We start from the raw sequence: 15832 nt of genomic DNA on the forward strand, positions 1-15832 counted from the left end.
CGTCCTACCGGTGTGCGATGGGGTGCCGGATTGCTGCGATGGAGGCAGGAACGACGACGAAGAGGTGACTGCCATGTCCGGCGCAGAAGAGCTTCGCGCGGCCAAGGAGTCGCGTGCCGACCTCGCCCAGCGGACCGGTCGGCCGGGTCACGGCGACACGGTGACCCGCATGGTCAACGCCGCGGTCTACCGGGCGACACACCAGCGGGTCCGCGACGAGGCCCCGGCGACCCATCCGGCGACCACAGTGGAGCCGGCACCGATGACGCCGCTCGGGCCGAGCCTCAGCGAGGCGGTGCGGACCGCCGGAGCGCGGATCGCGGCGTTGAAGCAGAACGCACTGCGGACACCCGACGGTGTCATGCGCTACGTCGACATCGGTGCGGGCGCACCGGTTCTGCTGGTGCACGGGATCTTCGGCGGTGCCGACGCCGCGTTGCGCCAGTTGGCCCCGCTCGTCCCCGACGGGTTCCGGATCGTCGCGCCGTCCCGCTTCGGCTACCTCGGATCGGCGCTGCCCGCCGGGGCGAGCCCGGCCCGCCAGGCCGACGCCTTCGCGGCGCTGCTCGACCGGCTGGGCATCGGGAAGACGGCGGTGGTCGCCACCTCCGCGGGCTCGACCTCCGCTCTGCAGCTCGCGATCCGCCACCCGGAACGGGTGTCCGCTCTCGCGCTGGTGTCGCCGAACGGGCCGGGCTGCCAGCACGACCAGCCGCCGATGCCGCGTGCCCTCGCGCGGGCACTGTGGGGCTCTGAACGGTTGATGTGGCTGCTCCGGCGCCGGTTCACCGCGCGGCTGCTGCACATGATGGGAGTGCCCGAGGACGTCCCGCTCAGCGATGCCGACCGGCGCCGTGTCGACGCCGAGCTGGACGGGGTCTTCCCGGTCACCGAACGCGTCGACGGCGTGTTGTTCGACGCGTTCGTGTCCAATCCGGACGTCAACCACGGCTACGAGTTCGCCCGTGTCACCGCGCCCACCCTCGTCGTGCACGCCCGTGACGACGCGCTGGCGCCCTTCTGGGCCGCTGTCGCGCTCGCGCAGTCGATCCCCGGCTCGCGGCTGCGCGTCATCGAGAAGGGTGGTCACCTGCTGCTGGGTGAGCACCCCGAGGTCGCCGCTGAGATCGGTGCGTTGCTGCGGTCCGTCGAGTCCACGAAGGACTGAACCAGGAGATGACGATGCCCAAGTACGTGTACGACTTCGCCGAAGGCAACCGGTTCATGGCGGACCTCCTCGGCGGCAAGGGGGCCAATCTCGCGGAGATGAGCGTGATGGGTCTCCCGGTGCCGCCGGGGTTCACGATCACGACCGAGGCCTGCCGCGCCTACCTCGCCACCGGTGCCGCACCCGATGGCCTGGCCGCCGAGGTGAGCGAGCACCTGCACCGGCTGGAGCTGAGCCTGGGTCGCAAGCTCGGCCAGGTCGACGAGCCGCTGCTGGTGGCGGTGCGTTCCGGTGCCCGGTTCTCCATGCCCGGCATGATGGACACCGTCCTCGACATCGGCCTCACCGACGACTCGGTGGCGGGTCTCGCCGCCTGGTCCGGTGACGAGCGGCTGGCGTGGGACTCCTACCGGCGGCTCGTGCAGATGTTCGGCACGACCGTGCTCGGCGTGGACGCGGGGTACTTCGCCGCCGCGCTGCGGGACGCCAAACAGGCCAAGGGCGTCGACGGTGACCTCGGCCTGGACGCGGGCGACCTGCGTGCGTTGACCGCCCGGTTCAAGGACATCGTCCGTGAGCACGCGGGCCGGGAGTTCCCCCAGGACCCGCGCGAGCAACTGGACCTCGCGATCGCGTCCGTGTTCTCCTCGTGGCACACCGACCGGGCGCGGACCTACCGGCGTGCCGAGCACATCCCCGACGACCTCGGCACCGCGGTCAACGTGTGCGCGATGGTGTTCGGCAACCTCGGTGACGACTCCGGGACCGGTGTCGCGTTCACCAGGGACCCGGCCACGGGTGCGCCCGGCGTGTACGGCGACTACCTGCCGAACGCCCAGGGCGAGGACGTGGTGGCCGGTATCCGCAACACGCTGCCCCTGCACCGGCTCGCCGACCTGCAGCCCAGGGCGTACCAGCAGCTGATGGACATCATGCGGACCCTCGAGGGCCACTACCACGACCTGTGCGACATCGAGTTCACGATCGAGCGCCGCAAGCTGTGGATGCTGCAGACCCGCGTCGGCAAGCGGACCGCGGCCGCCGCCTTCCGCATCGCCGACGCGCTGCGCGAGGAAGGCCTGATCGACGCCGACGAGGCGCTGCGGCGGGTGACCGGCGCGCAGCTCGCGCAGCTGATGTTCCCCCGCTTCGGCGACACCGAACGCGCGCCGATCGCGACCGGGGTCGCGGCGTCGCCGGGCGCCGCGGTCGGGGAGGTCGTGTTCGACTCGGCCACCGCGGTGCAGCGGGCCGAGCAGGGCGCAGCGGTGATCCTGGTGCGCCGCGAGACCAACCCCGACGACCTCGACGGGCTGATCCACGCCCGCGGCGTGCTCACCAGCCGCGGCGGCAAGACCTCGCACGCGGCCGTCGTCGCCCGCGGGCTCGGCCGCACGTGCGTGTGCGGCGCCGAGTCCCTCACCATCGACACCGAGGCGCGCCGGTTCACCACCGCCGACGGCACGATCGTCGCGGAAGGCGACGTCATCTCCGTCGACGGCACCGCCGGTGCGGTGTACCTCGGGGAGCTGGACGTCGTGCCGTCACCGGTCGTCGACTACTTCGAGGGCAGGCGCCCGGCCGACCGGGACGACCTGCTGCGGGCGGTGGACCGGATCGTCCGGCACGCCGACCGCCGCGGCCGTCTCGAGGTGCGAGCCAACGCCGACACCGCGGAGGACGCGCACCGGGCACGGCTCCTCGGCGCCAAGGGCATCGGCCTGTGCCGCACCGAGCACATGTTCCTCGGCGACCGCCGCGTGCTCGTCGAGCGGCTGATCCTCGCGGCCGACGACGCGGCCAGGAAGGACGCGCTCGCCGCGCTGCTCCCACTGCAGCGCGCGGACTTCACGAGGATCCTCGAGGAGATGGACGGGCTGCCGGTCACCATCCGGCTGCTCGACCCGCCACTGCACGAGTTCCTGCCCGACCGCACCCAGCTGACCGCGCGGGTCGCGGTCGCCAAGGCACTGGGACAGGGCGACACGCAGGAGGACCTGCTGCGTGCGGTGGACCGGCTGCACGAGCAGAACCCGATGCTCGGCACCCGCGGCGTGCGGCTCGGGCTCGTCATCCCGGAGCTGTACGACCTGCAGGTCCGCGCGATCGCCGAAGCCGCCGTGGCCAGGGTGCGCGCGGGCGGCACACCACGCGCGGAGATCATGATCCCGCTCGTCGGCGACGCCCGTGAGCTGGAGATCGTGGCCGGGCGAGCGCGTGCCGTGCTGGCTTCGGTTGCCGCCGAGTCCGGTGTGGACGTGCCGCACGAGATCGGGACCATGATCGAGCTGCCGAGGGCAGCGCTGACCGCGGGCCGCATCGCGACGACCGCGCGGTTCTTCTCGTTCGGCACCAACGACCTGACGCAGACCGTGTGGGGCTTCTCCCGGGACGACGTCGAGGGCTCGTTCTTCCCCGTGTACCTCGCCGAGGGCGTGTTCACGGCGTCGCCGTTCGAGACCATCGACCGCGAGGGCGTCGGCACGCTGATCGACATCGCCGTGCACGAGGGCCGCGCTGCCCGGCCGGACCTCGAGCTCGGTGTCTGCGGCGAGCACGGCGGCGACCCCGCGTCGATCAGGTTCTTCCACGAGGTCGGTCTCGACTACGTGTCGTGCTCGCCGTTCCGCGTGCCGGTCGCCCGGCTGGAAGCGGGCCGCGCCGCGGTCGGGAACACCGCCGTCGACAGCCGCTGAGAGGACGGGACAACGATGGGCGAACAGATCGTGGTCGGCATCGACGGCTCGGCGTCCGCGGTGCACGCGACCCGCTGGGCCGCGCGGGAGGCGGCACGCCGGAACGCGGTGCTGCGGCTGGTGCACATCCGGCATTGGCCGCTGCTGCTGCCCGCGGAGGACATGTACGCGGAGGAACTGACCGCGAAGGGACGCGAATGGCTCGCGACGGCCAGGGCGGCCGCACAGGCTGTGGCGCCGGACGTCTACGTCGTCACGGACCTCGGCAGCGGCCACCCCGCCCGGGAACTGGTCGAGGAGACCGAACACGCCGCGCTCGTCGTGGTCGGCTCACGCGGACTCGGCGGCTTCCGCAGCCTGCTCCTCGGCTCGGTCGCCAACGTGCTCGCCACGCACGCCCACTGCCCGGTGGTCGTGCTCCGCGCCCGCACTCCCGAGGCCCCGCCGCCGTCCGACGGGCCGGTCGTGGTCGGCGTGGACGGCGGGGGGACGGGCACCGAGGCGGTCGAGTTCGCGGCCGCAGCGGCCGCCGCGCGCGAGGTGCCCCTCGTGGTGGTGCACGCGTGGACCTACGAAGGACTGTTGACGGCCGGGCGCGTGCCCGCGGGCATCGACTGGGACGAGATCGCGGCCGCCCGCAGGCGATCGTTCGACGAGGAACTGGCGGCGCTGCGGGAACGGTTCACGGGCATCGAGGTGCGCGGCTCGCTCGTCCGTGGCCGTCCGGTGGACGGCATCCTCGAACAGGCGGAGCACGCCCAGCTCGTGGTCGTCGGAGCCCACGGGAGGCGCAGACTGGTTCCCGGTGCCGTCGGAGCCACGGCCCACGCCGTCCTCCACCACGCCACCTGCCCGGTCGCCGTCGTCGGCGAGAGGCGCAAGCCGTGATGCGTGCCTGGCGAACGGCTCCGCTCAGGCTGACGCACGAACCGGTGCCCGAACCTCGTGACGGGGAGCTGCTGCTGCGGGTGCACGCCTGCGGTGTGTGCCGGACGGATCTCCACGTGGTGGCTGGCGACCTGCCCGTGCACCGGCGGGACGTCGTGCCTGGGCACGAGGTCGTGGGGGAGGTCGTCGCCGGCACCGGCGACTTCCCGGTGGGCACGCTGGTCGGCGTCGCGTGGTTGCGCGGCACGTGCGGCGTCTGCCGCTACTGCACGCGTGGCGGGGAGAACCTCTGCCCAGCGTCGACCTACACGGGCTGGGATGCCGACGGCGGGTACGCGGACTATGTGACGGTGCCCGCCGAGTACGCCTATCACCTGCCCGCCGGCTACTCCGAGATCGAGCTGGCGCCTCTGCTGTGCGCGGGCATCATCGGCTACCGCGCGCTGTGCCGTGCGGACTTGCCGTCCGGCGGGCGGCTCGGCATTTATGGTTTCGGGGCGAGCGCCCACCTGGCCATGCAGATCGCGCTCGCGCAGGGTGCGGTCGTGCATGTGCTGACCCGCGACGCCGCTGCTCGTCGCCTGGCCATGGAGCTGGGGGCGTCGTCCGCCGGTGCCGCCGCCGCCCCGCCACCCGAACCGCTGGACTCCGCGATCCTGTTCGCGCCGGCGGGGGAGCTGGTACCTCCGGCGCTCGCCGCCCTGGATCGAGGCGGAACGCTCGCCGTGGCGGGCATCCACCTGACGGAGGTGCCGCCGCTCGACTACCAGCGCCACCTCTTCCGCGAACGTCAGCTGCGCAGCGTCACGGCCAACACACGTGCGGACGGACGAGCCTTCCTGTCGTTCGCGCAGCGGCACCACCTGACCGTCGCGACCACGCCGTATCCGTTGAATCGGGCGGACGACGCCCTTGCCGACCTGGCACGCGACCGGATCCACGGGGCCGCGGTGCTCGTCCCGTGAGCCGTGCGGTTCCGGGTCAGCGGTCGGGCTTGCTGCCAGGCAGGTAGAGGAAGGTGTCGTGCAGCGGCCGGCGGTGTGACCGGGGGAGCGGTGCCGCCGAGGTCGGGACCCAGCCGACCCGCAGTACGAGCTGCGGGTACGCGGTCCCGCGCAGCACCTCGTCGCGGATACGCACCCGGGTGTTCCTGACCTCCAGGGGCTGCGACAGCGGGCACGTGGCGAGGCCGAGGCTCGTCGCGGCCAGCAGTGCGGCGCTGGCGGCCTCGCCCGCACGCAGCCGGGCGACCACGTCGTCGTCCTGGGTGCCGAGCACCAGCAGCTGCCCTTCGTCACCACCGGGTCCGGTGTCCGCGTCGACGAGGCCGCCGCCGGAGAACGCGCGCATCGGGGTGTCGCCGTGCACCCGTCCGGTGGCCGGTGTGCTCGCGGCGAGCACACCGTCGTCGGAGGCGGGGCCTCGGCCGCTCCACCTCGCCAGTTCCTCCTGGTAGGACGGATCCGTCTCCTGCCACCACGAGGCCGCGGTGATCGCGGTCGTGATGACATGCCGTTGCCGGGAGTCGGTCACCGGCACGAGCAGGCCGCCCTCCTCGGCGGCGTAGCGGGTCATGAGGTCCAGGTGCCCGCTCGGCACCGGCCACGAGGTGAACCCCCGCCGGTCGGTGTGGCGGCGCGGGATCGCGCTCGCCAGCGCGAGGACCTCCTCGGCCGGTTCCCTCGGTGCCATCTCGAGCTTGGCGAGCGTGTCGAGGTCGCCGCCGGGCAGCCGGTGCACCGTCGTGTGCCAGCCGACGGCGGCGAGCGCGACCCGCAGGTGTTGCAGCGCCGCGCCACAGCTCACGAGCAGGTCGCGACCGTCGGGGTCGGTTGCCGGGACGTGCCGGGACCAGTCCGCCATGAGGTGCACGGTGTGGTCGCCGATCAGCCAGCGCCACGGCTGGGTGTTGTGCACCGACGGCGCCTGGTTCGCCAGCCGCAACGCCTCCCGTACCGTCCGGTCGTCCGGCCCGCCCGCGTTCATCGCGTCGTCTCCCGCCGCAGCGCCGCACGGCGTGCCTTCAGCTCGTCCTCGTCGATCTCGCCGCGGGCGAACCGTTCGTCGAGGATCCGCTCGGCGGTCCGGTCCACGTCGCGGCCACTGACGGGGCCGGGCCTGCGCACCACGAGGTACGCGATCGTGCCGATGCCACCCAAGAAGAGAACCATCGTCACGATCGTCATCACGGCGCCGAACCAACCCCAGCCCCAGGCGTGATCGTGGTCCCAGTACGGCATCTCGATACCTCCTCAGTAGTCTCGTTCAACCGTCGAGCTCTCGTGTCCATTGTGGACGCGAGGTTGGCGACGGTGCGCTCGATGGCGTCGGTGAGCAGCCCTGCGTCGGACATCGTGGCGTAGTCGGCTGTCACGCCGAATACCGTGTCGTCGCAGTAGGTCATCGCGGCCACGCCGAGCCGCATGCGCACCGCGATCGGCACGTACGGCAGCAGTTCGAGCACCTTCCGGCCCAGCACGTGCAGTGGTGCGCGCGGGCCCGGCACGTTGGTCGTGACCGTGACGATGGAACGCTGCGGCAACCGGGCGGCGAACCGGACCGCGAGGGAGACCGGTGCGAACGGTTCGCGTCCCGCGATGGCGGTGACGGCTCGCCCGGCTTCGGCCTCGCCGGTCGTCTTCTCCCGCGCCAGCCTGCGGTGCACCTCCGTCAACGCCTCGACCGGGTCCGCGATGTCCACCGGCAGGAACGGGAGCAGCAGCGAGACCCGGTTGTCGAGTTCGTCCAGCTCGCCGGACGTCCGGACCGACACCGGCACGAGGGTGCGCACCATGCGTGGCTCCGGTTGTTCGCCACGGCTGACCAGCATCGCCCGCAGTCCGGCGCTGATCGCGGTCAGCACCACGTCGTTGACGGTCGCGCCGTACGCCTTGGCGATCCGTTTGACGGCGGGCAGGGGCACACGGGCGACGTGGTAGCGCCGTGCGGTGCCGATGGGACCGGACAACGACGACCGCGTCGCGGGGCGGATCGCCGCCGCGAGCTCTCCGACGCCGCTGATCACCCGCAGCGGTGCGGAGACGGTGCCCAGCAGCAGGCCGACCTGGCCGACGACCTTCCGCGTGAGATCGCCCAGCGCGTCGAGCGCGAGGCCGACGGTCCCCGGCACCGGATCCACGGCACTGGGGGCGGCCGGTGCCGGCGTGTCGGCGAAGATCGCGTGGTAGAGCCTCGTGCCGGACACACCGTCGGCCATGCAGTGGTGGAGCTTGGTCAGCACCGCCCACCGGTCACCGGCGAGGCCTTCGATCACCCAGCACTCCCACAGCGGCCGGTCGCGGTCGAGCCGCTGCGCCATGATCCTGGCCACGAGCCGGTGCAGTGCCTCGTCGTCGCCCGGCGCCGGTACCGCGGTGCGGCGGAAGTGGTAGCCGACGTCGAAGTCCGGGTCGTCCGCCCACACCGGGGCACCGAGGTCGAACGGCACCCGCAGCACCCGCTGCCTGGCACGCCGGATGGCGGCGAACCGGGGACCGACCGCCGCGACGTACTCGTCCTGACCGGGCGCCGGGCCGCCGAGGACGGCGACCGAGGCGATCGCGAGGGACGCGTGCCGGTCACCGTCCTCGAGGTCGAGGAACGCCGCATCGAGCGGTCCTAGCCGTTCCACAGTGGACTCACTCAGGGGCGTCGGGGTCGTCGTCCGCGACCGGTTCCGGTTCCGCGCGGTGCTCGATCTCGATGTGCCATTCGCCCGCCAGCGCCGCGATCGCGCCGACCGCGGTGACGATCGGCGCGGCGACGGCCACGACCACACCCGCGGTCACGGGGATCTCGATGACGGTGTGGCCCGTGTCGTTCTTGATGATGATCCGGCGGACGTTCCCCTCGTGCACCAGTTCCTTCACCTTGTCCACGAGAGCCTGCCCGCGCAGGCGCATCCCTGTGCGCCGCGTCTCCTGCTCGATGGTCATCGTGCTGCTCCTTTCACATGTCCACAAGGCGATCGTGTTCCTGGCCGGCCCACCGCACGAGGGGCGTTGGGTCCTGTCGTCGGCCGCGTTGGGCCCGCCAACCGGGGACCTCCGTCCCTGCCGGTGGCACCGCACCAGCCAGAACATGACAGGAGGAGTGACCCCGTCCGCCCGAGCACCGGGAGATGCCATGAACAGGTCCGCGCGCCTGCTGCGGCTGCTGCTGCCGGGCACGAACCCGTTGGCCCGCGGTACCGACCGCATACAGGGCGCGCTCCTGATCGTCGTGCTCGTGCTGGCGACGGTGCTGGTGCCGGTCATGCTCACGTTCGGCTCGCTCACCTACAGCGGTCTTGTCGACGCCGCCGACCGGCACGCCAGGGAGTGGGTCCGGACGACCGCGGTGGTCACCGAGGACGCGCCGGCCGCCGGGTACGTGTCGCGTGGTGAACCGGTCTTCGCGACCACACGCACCACCGCCGAGTGGCGGCTGCCCGACGGCTCCACCGGCACCGGGCGAGTGCCCGTCGAGCGAGGCACCCGTACCGGTGCGCGCGTCATGATCTGGTTGGACGCGCAGGGAAAGCCGGTCGGCTCGCCCGGCGAGCCCTCCGACGCGGTCGCCGCGGGGGTCATGGTGGCGGTGACCGGCTGGTTGGTCGCGGGCGGTCTGCTGACCCTCGCCTACTACGGCGCGATCCGGCTGCTCGACCGGAGCAGGGCCCGGTCGTGGGAGCGGGAGTGGACCCGTGTCGAACCGGAATGGCGCAACCAGCCGAGGTGAAGGAGCGACCATGAACAGCGCGGCACCCGACGGCATCACACCGACCTGGACACCCGGCGAGCGCGGGCTCCTGGGGCTGGTCGCGGAGCTGGCCCCTTCGGTGCACAACACGCTGCCGTGGCGGGTCGTCTGTGCTGACGACACCCGCACCCTGTCGCTCCTGGAACGCCGCGACCGGGCGCTGCCGCGCCACGACCCCCACGGCCGGGACCGCCTGATCTCCTGTGGTGCCGCTCTGACCAACCTGCGGCTCGCGCTGCGCGTGCTCGGCTGGGTCCCCGAGATCCGCCTCCTGCCCGATCCGGCCGCTCCCGATGTGGTCGCCAGGGTTGTGGCGCGCGACCGCGGCGACCCCGTCGACGAGGACGTCGCCCGCTACCTCGCCATGTCGTACCGCCGTAGCCACCGCGCCCCGTTCCTGGAGACACCCGTGGGTGACGCGACCGTGCGACACCTCGCCGCGCACGGCGTGGACGGTGTCGAGATCCGCAGGCTGGACGGCGAGCTCGACGCCGCGGTGCTCGCGAAACTGTTGTCCCACAGTGCTGCCGTGCTCCGCCTCGACAGCGCCTACCAGCGGGAGCTGAACGCGTGGACCGCGGACGACGAGCACCCGGTCGCCGGCGCGGGAGTCGCGGTGCTGCCCCGTCGGGACGCCGCGCTACCGTGGGCGGGCCTGGTCAGGAGGTCCACCGCCGTGCCCGACCGCGCGATCCTCGCCGACCGGCTCGCACGTGAGTGCCTGCTCCTGGTCGAGACCGCGGACGACGGCCCGCTCGACCACGTACGTGCGGGCATGGCGATGGAGGAGATGTGGTTGGCCGCCATCGGTGCCGGGCTCGCCTGCGCGGTGCTCACCCAGCCGCTCCAGGTGCCCGAGGTGCGGGCCGGTCTGGTGGAGGCGTTGTCCCTCAACGGGTTTCCTCAGGTGCTCTGCAGGCTCGGGTATCCGCCCGCCGTGTCCGGTGCGACATGGCCGACCAGTGGGAGAGAGGCGTCATGGCACGAGCGATGAGGTTGCCGGTGGTGGTCGGCGTCGACGGTTCGGACGCCGCGCTGCGGGCGGTCGGCTGGGCCGCGGCGTACGCCGCGCTGCACGACCTGCCGTTGCGGCTGGTCCACGTGTACCTCACCCCGGTCAGCCTGCCCAGCGGCGTGTTCGACCAGGGTGCTGTGCGGAGGGCGGTGCGTGCACAGGGACGTCGGTTGCTGCGCCGCGCCCGCGTCGCCGCTGCCGGGGTGGCGGCGAACGTCCCGGTCGAGCTCGTGCTCCAGCCCGCCCCGCTGGTGCCTGCCCTCGCCGGGGAAGCGGCCGGGGCGCGGCTCCTCGTGCTCGGCACGCGCGGGCTGGGCGGGGTCGCGGGGCTGCTGCTCGGCTCCACCACGGCCGCGCTCGCAGGCCGCCCGCCCTGCCCGCTGGTGGTGGTGCGTGGCGACGAGCATGCGCCGGCACGTGGGCCCGTGGTGGTCGGCGTGGACGGTACCCCGGCGAGCGAGCCCGCCATCGCGTTCGCGTTCGCCGAGGCCGCGGCAGGCGACCGGCGGCTGGTCGCCGTGCACACGTGGACCACGTCCGCTGTCGACGCCATGCTGCTCGGGCATTCCGGCGCCGTCCCGGACTTCGAGCCGACGCAGCAGGAGGCCTACGAGGTCCTGGCCGAGCGGCTCGCCGGCTGGCAGGAGAAGTACCCGGAGGTGCGGGTGGCCCGCGAGGTCGTCCGCGACCACCCCGCTAACGCGTTGCTGCGGTATGCCGAGGGCGCTGGGCTGGTGGTGGTCGGTTCGCGGGGCAGGGGCGAGGTGCGCGGACTGGTGCTCGGTTCGACGGGCAGACACCTGCTGCACGACGCACCGTGCCCGGTCGCGGTCGTGCCACCCGGGTGACCGGGCCGGGTCACTCGGAGACGGACAGCTCCCGCAGCACCGCCGCGGTGACCGGGCCGACCGCGGCGGCGACCGGAGCCGACAGCCCGGTGCCGTAGCCGGTGTCGCCGATCTCGACCGTGTAGAACACGAGCCGTCCTGGCAGCCGATTGAGCGCCCTGGCCAGTTCCACGGCCTCCGGTATGCCCATGCCGTGGGAGCTGGGCACGGCCTGCCCCTCGGGGAGGGCGTCGACGGTGAGGCGGTGGACACGGCCTGGGCTCGGATCCCGGACCACCACGGCGTCGACGACCACCGTGACGTCCGTGCCGGTCCACGCGTCCAGCAGGCGAGCGGGTTCGCCGTCGGTGATCACCACCCGGACGCCGGGTCCGCGCACGTCTGCGACCCGTGCGGCGACGGCCGGACCGATGCCGTCGTCGCGGCGGTACTCGTTGCCCACGCCGATGACGACCGCGTTCACGTGCGGGTCACCGTGAGGTCGAGGAAGTGCGCCGAGCAGGAGATGCACGGGTCGTAGTTGCGGATGGCACGTTCGCAGAGGTGCGCGAGTGCGTGGTCGTCGAGGTGGAGGGACTCCGCCACCACCCGGCGCAGGTCGTCCTCGATCGCGGGCTGGTTCTGGGCGGTCGGCGGGACGATCGTGGCGTCGGCGATCGTGCCGTCCTCGGTGATGCGGTAGCGGTGGTAGAGCAGGCCGCGGGGTGCCTCGGTGACGCCGTGACCGATGCCCGCCCAGGGCGGGACGTCGACGGCCGGCTGTGCGGGTGGATCGTAGGCCGCGATGATCCGCAGCGCCTCGTCGATGGCGTAGATCGTCTCCACGGCACGGACGAGGATGCCGCGGAACGGGTTGCGACAGTGCGGGCCGAGTCCGACGTCGGCGGCCACCTCACGCGCGAGCGGCGATAGCCACTGCTGGTTGAGCGTGTAGCGGGCGAGCGGGCCGACCAGGAACGTACGGCCGTCCAGTGCCGCGTGCAGCGCGGTGGAATGCGGGACCTGGTGCTCCTCGACATGGGCGAGGTAGTCGGCGGGGGCGAAGTCGAGGCCGCCGCTGGAGGCGAGGGTGCCGGAGTCGATCGGGTACCGGCCTGGAGCCCGAAGCGCCAGGAACTCGTGGGGAACCATGACGTCCGGGAAGTCGAACGTGGCGGCCCACCGGGCGGTGGTGACGGCGTCGTCGAGTGCCCGGCGGAGGGGCTCGGCCAATGTCCCCAGTTCCTGTGTCGTCGGCAGGCGGTAGAACCCGCCGACCTTCACGTTGACCGGGTGGATCGCCCTGCCGCCGACCAGCTCCATGATCGCGTTGCCCGCCTTCTTGAGCGCGAGACCGCGTTCGACGGTGGCACGGTCCCGCTGCGCGAGGGCGATGGCGTCCGGCAGCCCCAGGAAGTCCGGGGCGTGCAGCAGGTACATGTGGAGTGCGTGGCTCTCGATCCACTCGCCGCAGTACAGGAGTCTGCGCAGCTCGGCGAGCTGGCCGCCGATCCGCACTCCGCACGCGTCCTCGATGGCCTGGCAGGCGCTCATCTGGTACGCGACCGGGCAGATCCCGCAGATGCGGGCGGTGATGTCCGGGGGTTCGCTGTAGCCACGACCGCGGAGGAACGCCTCGAAGAACCGGGGTGGTTCGTAGATGTGCAGCGCCACGTCGGTCACCTGTCCGTCGTGGACGGTGACGTGCAGCCCGCCCTCGCCCTCCACGCGGGTAAGCGCCTTGACGCCGAGGCGGCGGCTACCGCTGCGGTGGGTCATCGTCCGCTCCCTGGAACGTCGTCGCGGTGAAGGTGCGGAACACGCGGTGGAGGTCCACCCCGGACATGCCGCGAGCACGCAGCACGCGGGTGAGCGAGCCGGTGTTCGGCCTGCCCACCGGGCCGAAGCAGCCGAAGCACCCGCGCCGGTACGCCGGGCACAGCGCGCCGCAGCCGGCGTGCGTGACCGGGCCGAGGCACGGGGTGCCCTCGCTGACCATCACGCACGGGATCCCTCGCCGCTTGCACTCGGTGCACACGCTGTCGTCCGGCAGGTCCGGCTTGCGGCCGACCAGGAACGCCGACAGCACCTCCAGCAGCTGGTGGCGGTCGATCGGGCACCCGCGCAGCTCATAGTCGACCGGTACGTGGGCGGACACCGGGGTCGACGTGGCGAGCGTCGCGATGTGTTCCGGCCGGGCATAGACCAGTGAGCTGAACTCGGCCACGTCACCGAAGTTGCGCAGCGCCTGGATGCCGCCGGCGGTGGCGCACGCGCCGAGCACGACCAGCACCCGCGACTGTGCCCGGATGTCCTTGATCCGCTCGGCCTCCTCCGGGGTCGTGACCGAGCCCTCGACGAGCGACACGTCGTACGGGCCAGGCTCGATGGCGCTGGACGCCTCGATGAAGTGCCTGATCCGCACCTGACCGGCGAGCGGCAGCAACTCGTCCTCGCAGTTGAGGAGGGTGAGCTGGCAGCCGTCGCACGAGGTGAGCTTCCAGACCGCGAGTGTCGGTGTGTTCATCTAGAGCTCCCGCACAGTGAGCAGGTCCGCCACCTGTCCGTAGTGGACGACGGGGCCGTCCCGGCAGACGAGGAGTGGACCGAACTGGCAGTGTCCGCACGAGCCGATGCCGCACTTCATGTTGCGCTCCAACGACAACCGGACGCGCTCGGGTGGCACACCGCGGTCGACGAGCAGGTCCGCGCTGAACCGCATCATCACTTCCGGCCCGCACAGGAACGCGACCGTGTGCGCGGGGTCCAGGTCCACCGCCGCGAGCGGGGCGGTCACGAGCCCCACCGGCCCATGCCACCCCGGCACCGGGTGGTCCACGGTCGACAGCACGGTGAGGTCGGGGCGCCGCTCCCAGGAGCGGACCTCGTCGCGGTACAGGAACTCGGCCGGGGTGCGGGCCCCGAGCACGAGCGTGATCCGGCGGTACCGGGTCCGGTCGGCGAGGGCGCCGAGCAGGGCGGGCCGCAGCGGTGCGAGCCCGATCCCGCCCGCGACCAGCAACAGGTCGGCGCCTGCCGCGCTCGGCAGGTCCCAGTCGGTGCCGAAGGGCCCGCGCACGCCGAGCACCGTGCCGGTTGCCGCGTCGTGGACCGCGCGGCTGACCGCGCCGACCGCCCGCACGGTCTGGACGAGGATGCGCTCGAAGCGCGGGTCGCCGCTGATCGACACCGCGATCTCGCCGACACCCGGTGCGTTGATCATCGTGAACTGGCCGGGCAGGAACCGTGGCAGCGGCCTGCCGACCGGAGCGAGGGTGAGCGTCGCGCTGTCACCGGTCTCGATGGCCCGGTCCACCACCGTGTACGCGGTCGGCAGCATCGGCTCCCTGATGGCTGGGCGGGTGAGCGTCTCAGTCATGGCTGCCCGCCAGCTTCGCGGCCTCTTCGGTGATGTCGATGCCCACCGGGCACCACGTGACGCACCGGCCGCACCCGACACACCCCGACGTGCCGAACTGGTCGTGCCAGGTGCTGAGCTTGTGGCTGATCCACTGTCGGTACCGGCTCGCGGTGCTGGTGCGGACCGCGCCGCCGTGCAGGTAGGAGAAGTCGGCGTTGAAGCAGGAGTCCCAGCGGCGCCAGCGTTCCGCGTGGTCTCCGGTCAGGTCGGTGACGTCCTCGGTGGTGGTGCAGAAACAGGTCGGGCACACCATCGTGCAGTTGGCGCAGGACAGGCAGCGGCTCGCGACCTCGTCCCACAGCGGGGACTCGCGGTTGTCGGCCAGCAGCTGCCGCAGGTCGATCTCCGGCATCGCTCTGCCCACGTCTCTGCCCATCCGCTCCGCCGCCGCGGTGAGGTCCGCGTCGGCGGCTTCGACGTCGGCGGCGTCCGCGGTCCGGTGCGGTACCGAGTCGAGCACCCGTCGACCCGCCTCGCTGCCCGCCTCGACCACGTACCGGTGGCCCGTGTCGTCGACCCGCTCGGTCATGACGAGGTCGTAACCCCCTTGGGCGCGCGGCCCACCGCCCATGGACACGCAGAAGCACGTGGCGGCGGGCTCGGTGCAGTTGACCGCGACCACGAACACCCCGTCCCGGCGTGCGGTGTAGCCCGGGTCCGGGTACGCGCAGCGGGCAAGGACGCCGTCGAGCACGCCCATGGCCGCGAGGTCGCACGGCCGCACGCCGAGAAACGCGTACCTCGGCCGGGGTTCGGCCGCGGCACGGAACACCATGCCGGACTCGTCCCAGTCGCTGGTCGTGATCCGTTCGTGCGCCGGGTGGATAAAGGACTTCCATGACTGCGGACCCGCCGAGTGGGCGAACGCCGCGCTGTCGTCCCTGGCCACCAGGCGGTAGCTGCCGGCGTCGGTCGCGACGCCCCAGCCACTCGGCAGTTGATCGGCGCCGGTCAGTTCGGCGAGGACGATCGCGCTGTCCCGCACCGTCGGCCCGACCACGGTGTATCCCTGGTCGAGGAGCACCCTGATCAGCACGTCGAGGTCGTCGTGCTCAACGAGTTCCATGGCCGGCCTCC

16 protein-coding genes are annotated in these 15832 nt (G+C 72.5%); 7 read left to right on the forward strand and 9 right to left on the reverse strand.

All coding sequences use genetic code 11. From position 1 onward, the window contains the following. The first annotated feature begins 73 nt into the window (after positions 1 to 73). The 4 genes from ACIBVP_RS40920 to ACIBVP_RS40935 are packed head-to-tail and all read left to right on the forward strand — an operon-like array spanning position 74 to position 5717. Positions 74 to 1168 carry an alpha/beta fold hydrolase gene (locus tag ACIBVP_RS40920; protein WP_396111951.1) on the forward strand — a complete coding sequence of 365 codons (1095 nt, stop codon included), beginning with the start codon at positions 74 to 76 and terminating at the stop codon, positions 1166 to 1168. A 14-nt stretch (positions 1169 to 1182) separates the two neighbouring features. Then, positions 1183 to 3864, forward strand: coding sequence for a pyruvate, phosphate dikinase (ppdK, locus tag ACIBVP_RS40925; protein ID WP_396111952.1), 2682 nt, complete (start codon positions 1183 to 1185; stop codon positions 3862 to 3864). Positions 3865 to 3879: 15 nt separating this feature from the next. Then, positions 3880 to 4752, forward strand: a complete 873-nt coding sequence (locus ACIBVP_RS40930) for a universal stress protein (RefSeq protein ID WP_396111954.1) — start codon at positions 3880 to 3882, stop codon at positions 4750 to 4752. Then, positions 4752 to 5717, forward strand: a complete 966-nt coding sequence (locus tag ACIBVP_RS40935; RefSeq protein WP_396111955.1) for a zinc-binding alcohol dehydrogenase family protein — start codon at positions 4752 to 4754, stop codon at positions 5715 to 5717. Before ACIBVP_RS40930 ends, ACIBVP_RS40935 begins: the two co-directional genes overlap by 1 nt. Before the next feature lie 16 nt (positions 5718 to 5733). Here the strand turns inward: ACIBVP_RS40935 and ACIBVP_RS40940 are convergent, their stop codons facing one another. From ACIBVP_RS40940 to ACIBVP_RS40955, 4 genes are read right to left on the reverse strand one after another with little or no spacing between them, the layout of a single operon-like run. After that, the gene (locus ACIBVP_RS40940) at positions 5734 to 6738 is read right to left on the reverse strand and encodes an Acg family FMN-binding oxidoreductase (RefSeq protein ID WP_396111956.1); all 1005 of its coding nucleotides are present in this window, start codon (positions 6736 to 6738) and stop codon (positions 5734 to 5736) included. Then, entirely contained in the window at positions 6735 to 6923 is a 189-nt protein-coding gene (locus ACIBVP_RS40945) for an SHOCT domain-containing protein (RefSeq protein WP_396111958.1), read from the reverse strand. The genes ACIBVP_RS40940 and ACIBVP_RS40945 overlap by 4 nt, the downstream gene beginning before the upstream one ends. A gap of 14 nt (positions 6924 to 6937) precedes the next feature. Next, positions 6938 to 8383 (reverse strand): wax ester/triacylglycerol synthase family O-acyltransferase, encoded by a 1446-nt coding sequence (locus ACIBVP_RS40950; RefSeq protein WP_396111959.1) that lies wholly within the window; start codon positions 8381 to 8383, stop codon positions 6938 to 6940. Positions 8384 to 8390: 7 nt separating this feature from the next. Continuing rightward, the gene (locus ACIBVP_RS40955; RefSeq protein ID WP_396111961.1) at positions 8391 to 8687 is read right to left on the reverse strand and encodes a DUF4342 domain-containing protein; all 297 of its coding nucleotides are present in this window, start codon (positions 8685 to 8687) and stop codon (positions 8391 to 8393) included. A gap of 190 nt (positions 8688 to 8877) precedes the next feature. On the opposite strand from ACIBVP_RS40955, the gene ACIBVP_RS40960 reads away from it, so the two are divergent. The 3 genes from ACIBVP_RS40960 to ACIBVP_RS40970 are packed head-to-tail and all read left to right on the forward strand — an operon-like array spanning position 8878 to position 11355. Continuing rightward, a complete protein-coding gene (locus ACIBVP_RS40960) occupies positions 8878 to 9471 on the forward strand; it encodes a hypothetical protein (protein ID WP_396111962.1) in 594 nt (197 codons plus the stop codon). 10 nt (positions 9472 to 9481) lie between these two features. Further along, on the forward strand, positions 9482 to 10486 hold the full coding sequence (locus ACIBVP_RS40965) for an Acg family FMN-binding oxidoreductase (RefSeq protein ID WP_396111963.1): 1005 nt from the start codon (positions 9482 to 9484) through the stop codon (positions 10484 to 10486). Beyond that, positions 10471 to 11355: a universal stress protein gene (locus tag ACIBVP_RS40970; RefSeq protein ID WP_396111964.1), complete on the forward strand. Its 885-nt coding sequence runs from the start codon at positions 10471 to 10473 to the stop codon at positions 11353 to 11355. Before ACIBVP_RS40965 ends, ACIBVP_RS40970 begins: the two co-directional genes overlap by 16 nt. Before the next feature lie 10 nt (positions 11356 to 11365). Here ACIBVP_RS40970 and ACIBVP_RS40975 read toward each other — a convergent pair whose 3' ends face one another. Genes ACIBVP_RS40975 through ACIBVP_RS40995 form a run of 5 tightly spaced genes read right to left on the reverse strand, consistent with a single transcriptional unit; the run spans position 11366 to position 15821 of the window. Continuing rightward, a complete protein-coding gene (locus tag ACIBVP_RS40975; RefSeq protein WP_396111965.1) occupies positions 11366 to 11818 on the reverse strand; it encodes a hydrogenase maturation protease in 453 nt (150 codons plus the stop codon). Further along, positions 11815 to 13113: a Ni/Fe hydrogenase subunit alpha gene (locus tag ACIBVP_RS40980; protein ID WP_396111966.1), complete on the reverse strand. Its 1299-nt coding sequence runs from the start codon at positions 13111 to 13113 to the stop codon at positions 11815 to 11817. Before ACIBVP_RS40980 ends, ACIBVP_RS40975 begins: the two co-directional genes overlap by 4 nt. Next, on the reverse strand, positions 13094 to 13861 hold the full coding sequence (locus ACIBVP_RS40985; RefSeq protein WP_396111967.1) for an oxidoreductase: 768 nt from the start codon (positions 13859 to 13861) through the stop codon (positions 13094 to 13096). Before ACIBVP_RS40985 ends, ACIBVP_RS40980 begins: the two co-directional genes overlap by 20 nt. Beyond that, positions 13862 to 14713, reverse strand: coding sequence for an FAD/NAD(P)-binding protein (locus ACIBVP_RS40990; RefSeq protein ID WP_396111968.1), 852 nt, complete (start codon positions 14711 to 14713; stop codon positions 13862 to 13864). Further along, positions 14706 to 15821, reverse strand: a complete 1116-nt coding sequence (locus tag ACIBVP_RS40995; RefSeq protein WP_396111969.1) for a 4Fe-4S dicluster domain-containing protein — start codon at positions 15819 to 15821, stop codon at positions 14706 to 14708. Before ACIBVP_RS40995 ends, ACIBVP_RS40990 begins: the two co-directional genes overlap by 8 nt. Between the last annotated feature and the right edge of the window lie 11 nt (positions 15822 to 15832).

The sequence above is a fragment of the Actinophytocola sp. NPDC049390 genome (assembly GCF_044466355.1).
Classification (GTDB): Bacteria; Actinomycetota; Actinomycetes; order Mycobacteriales; family Pseudonocardiaceae; genus Actinophytocola.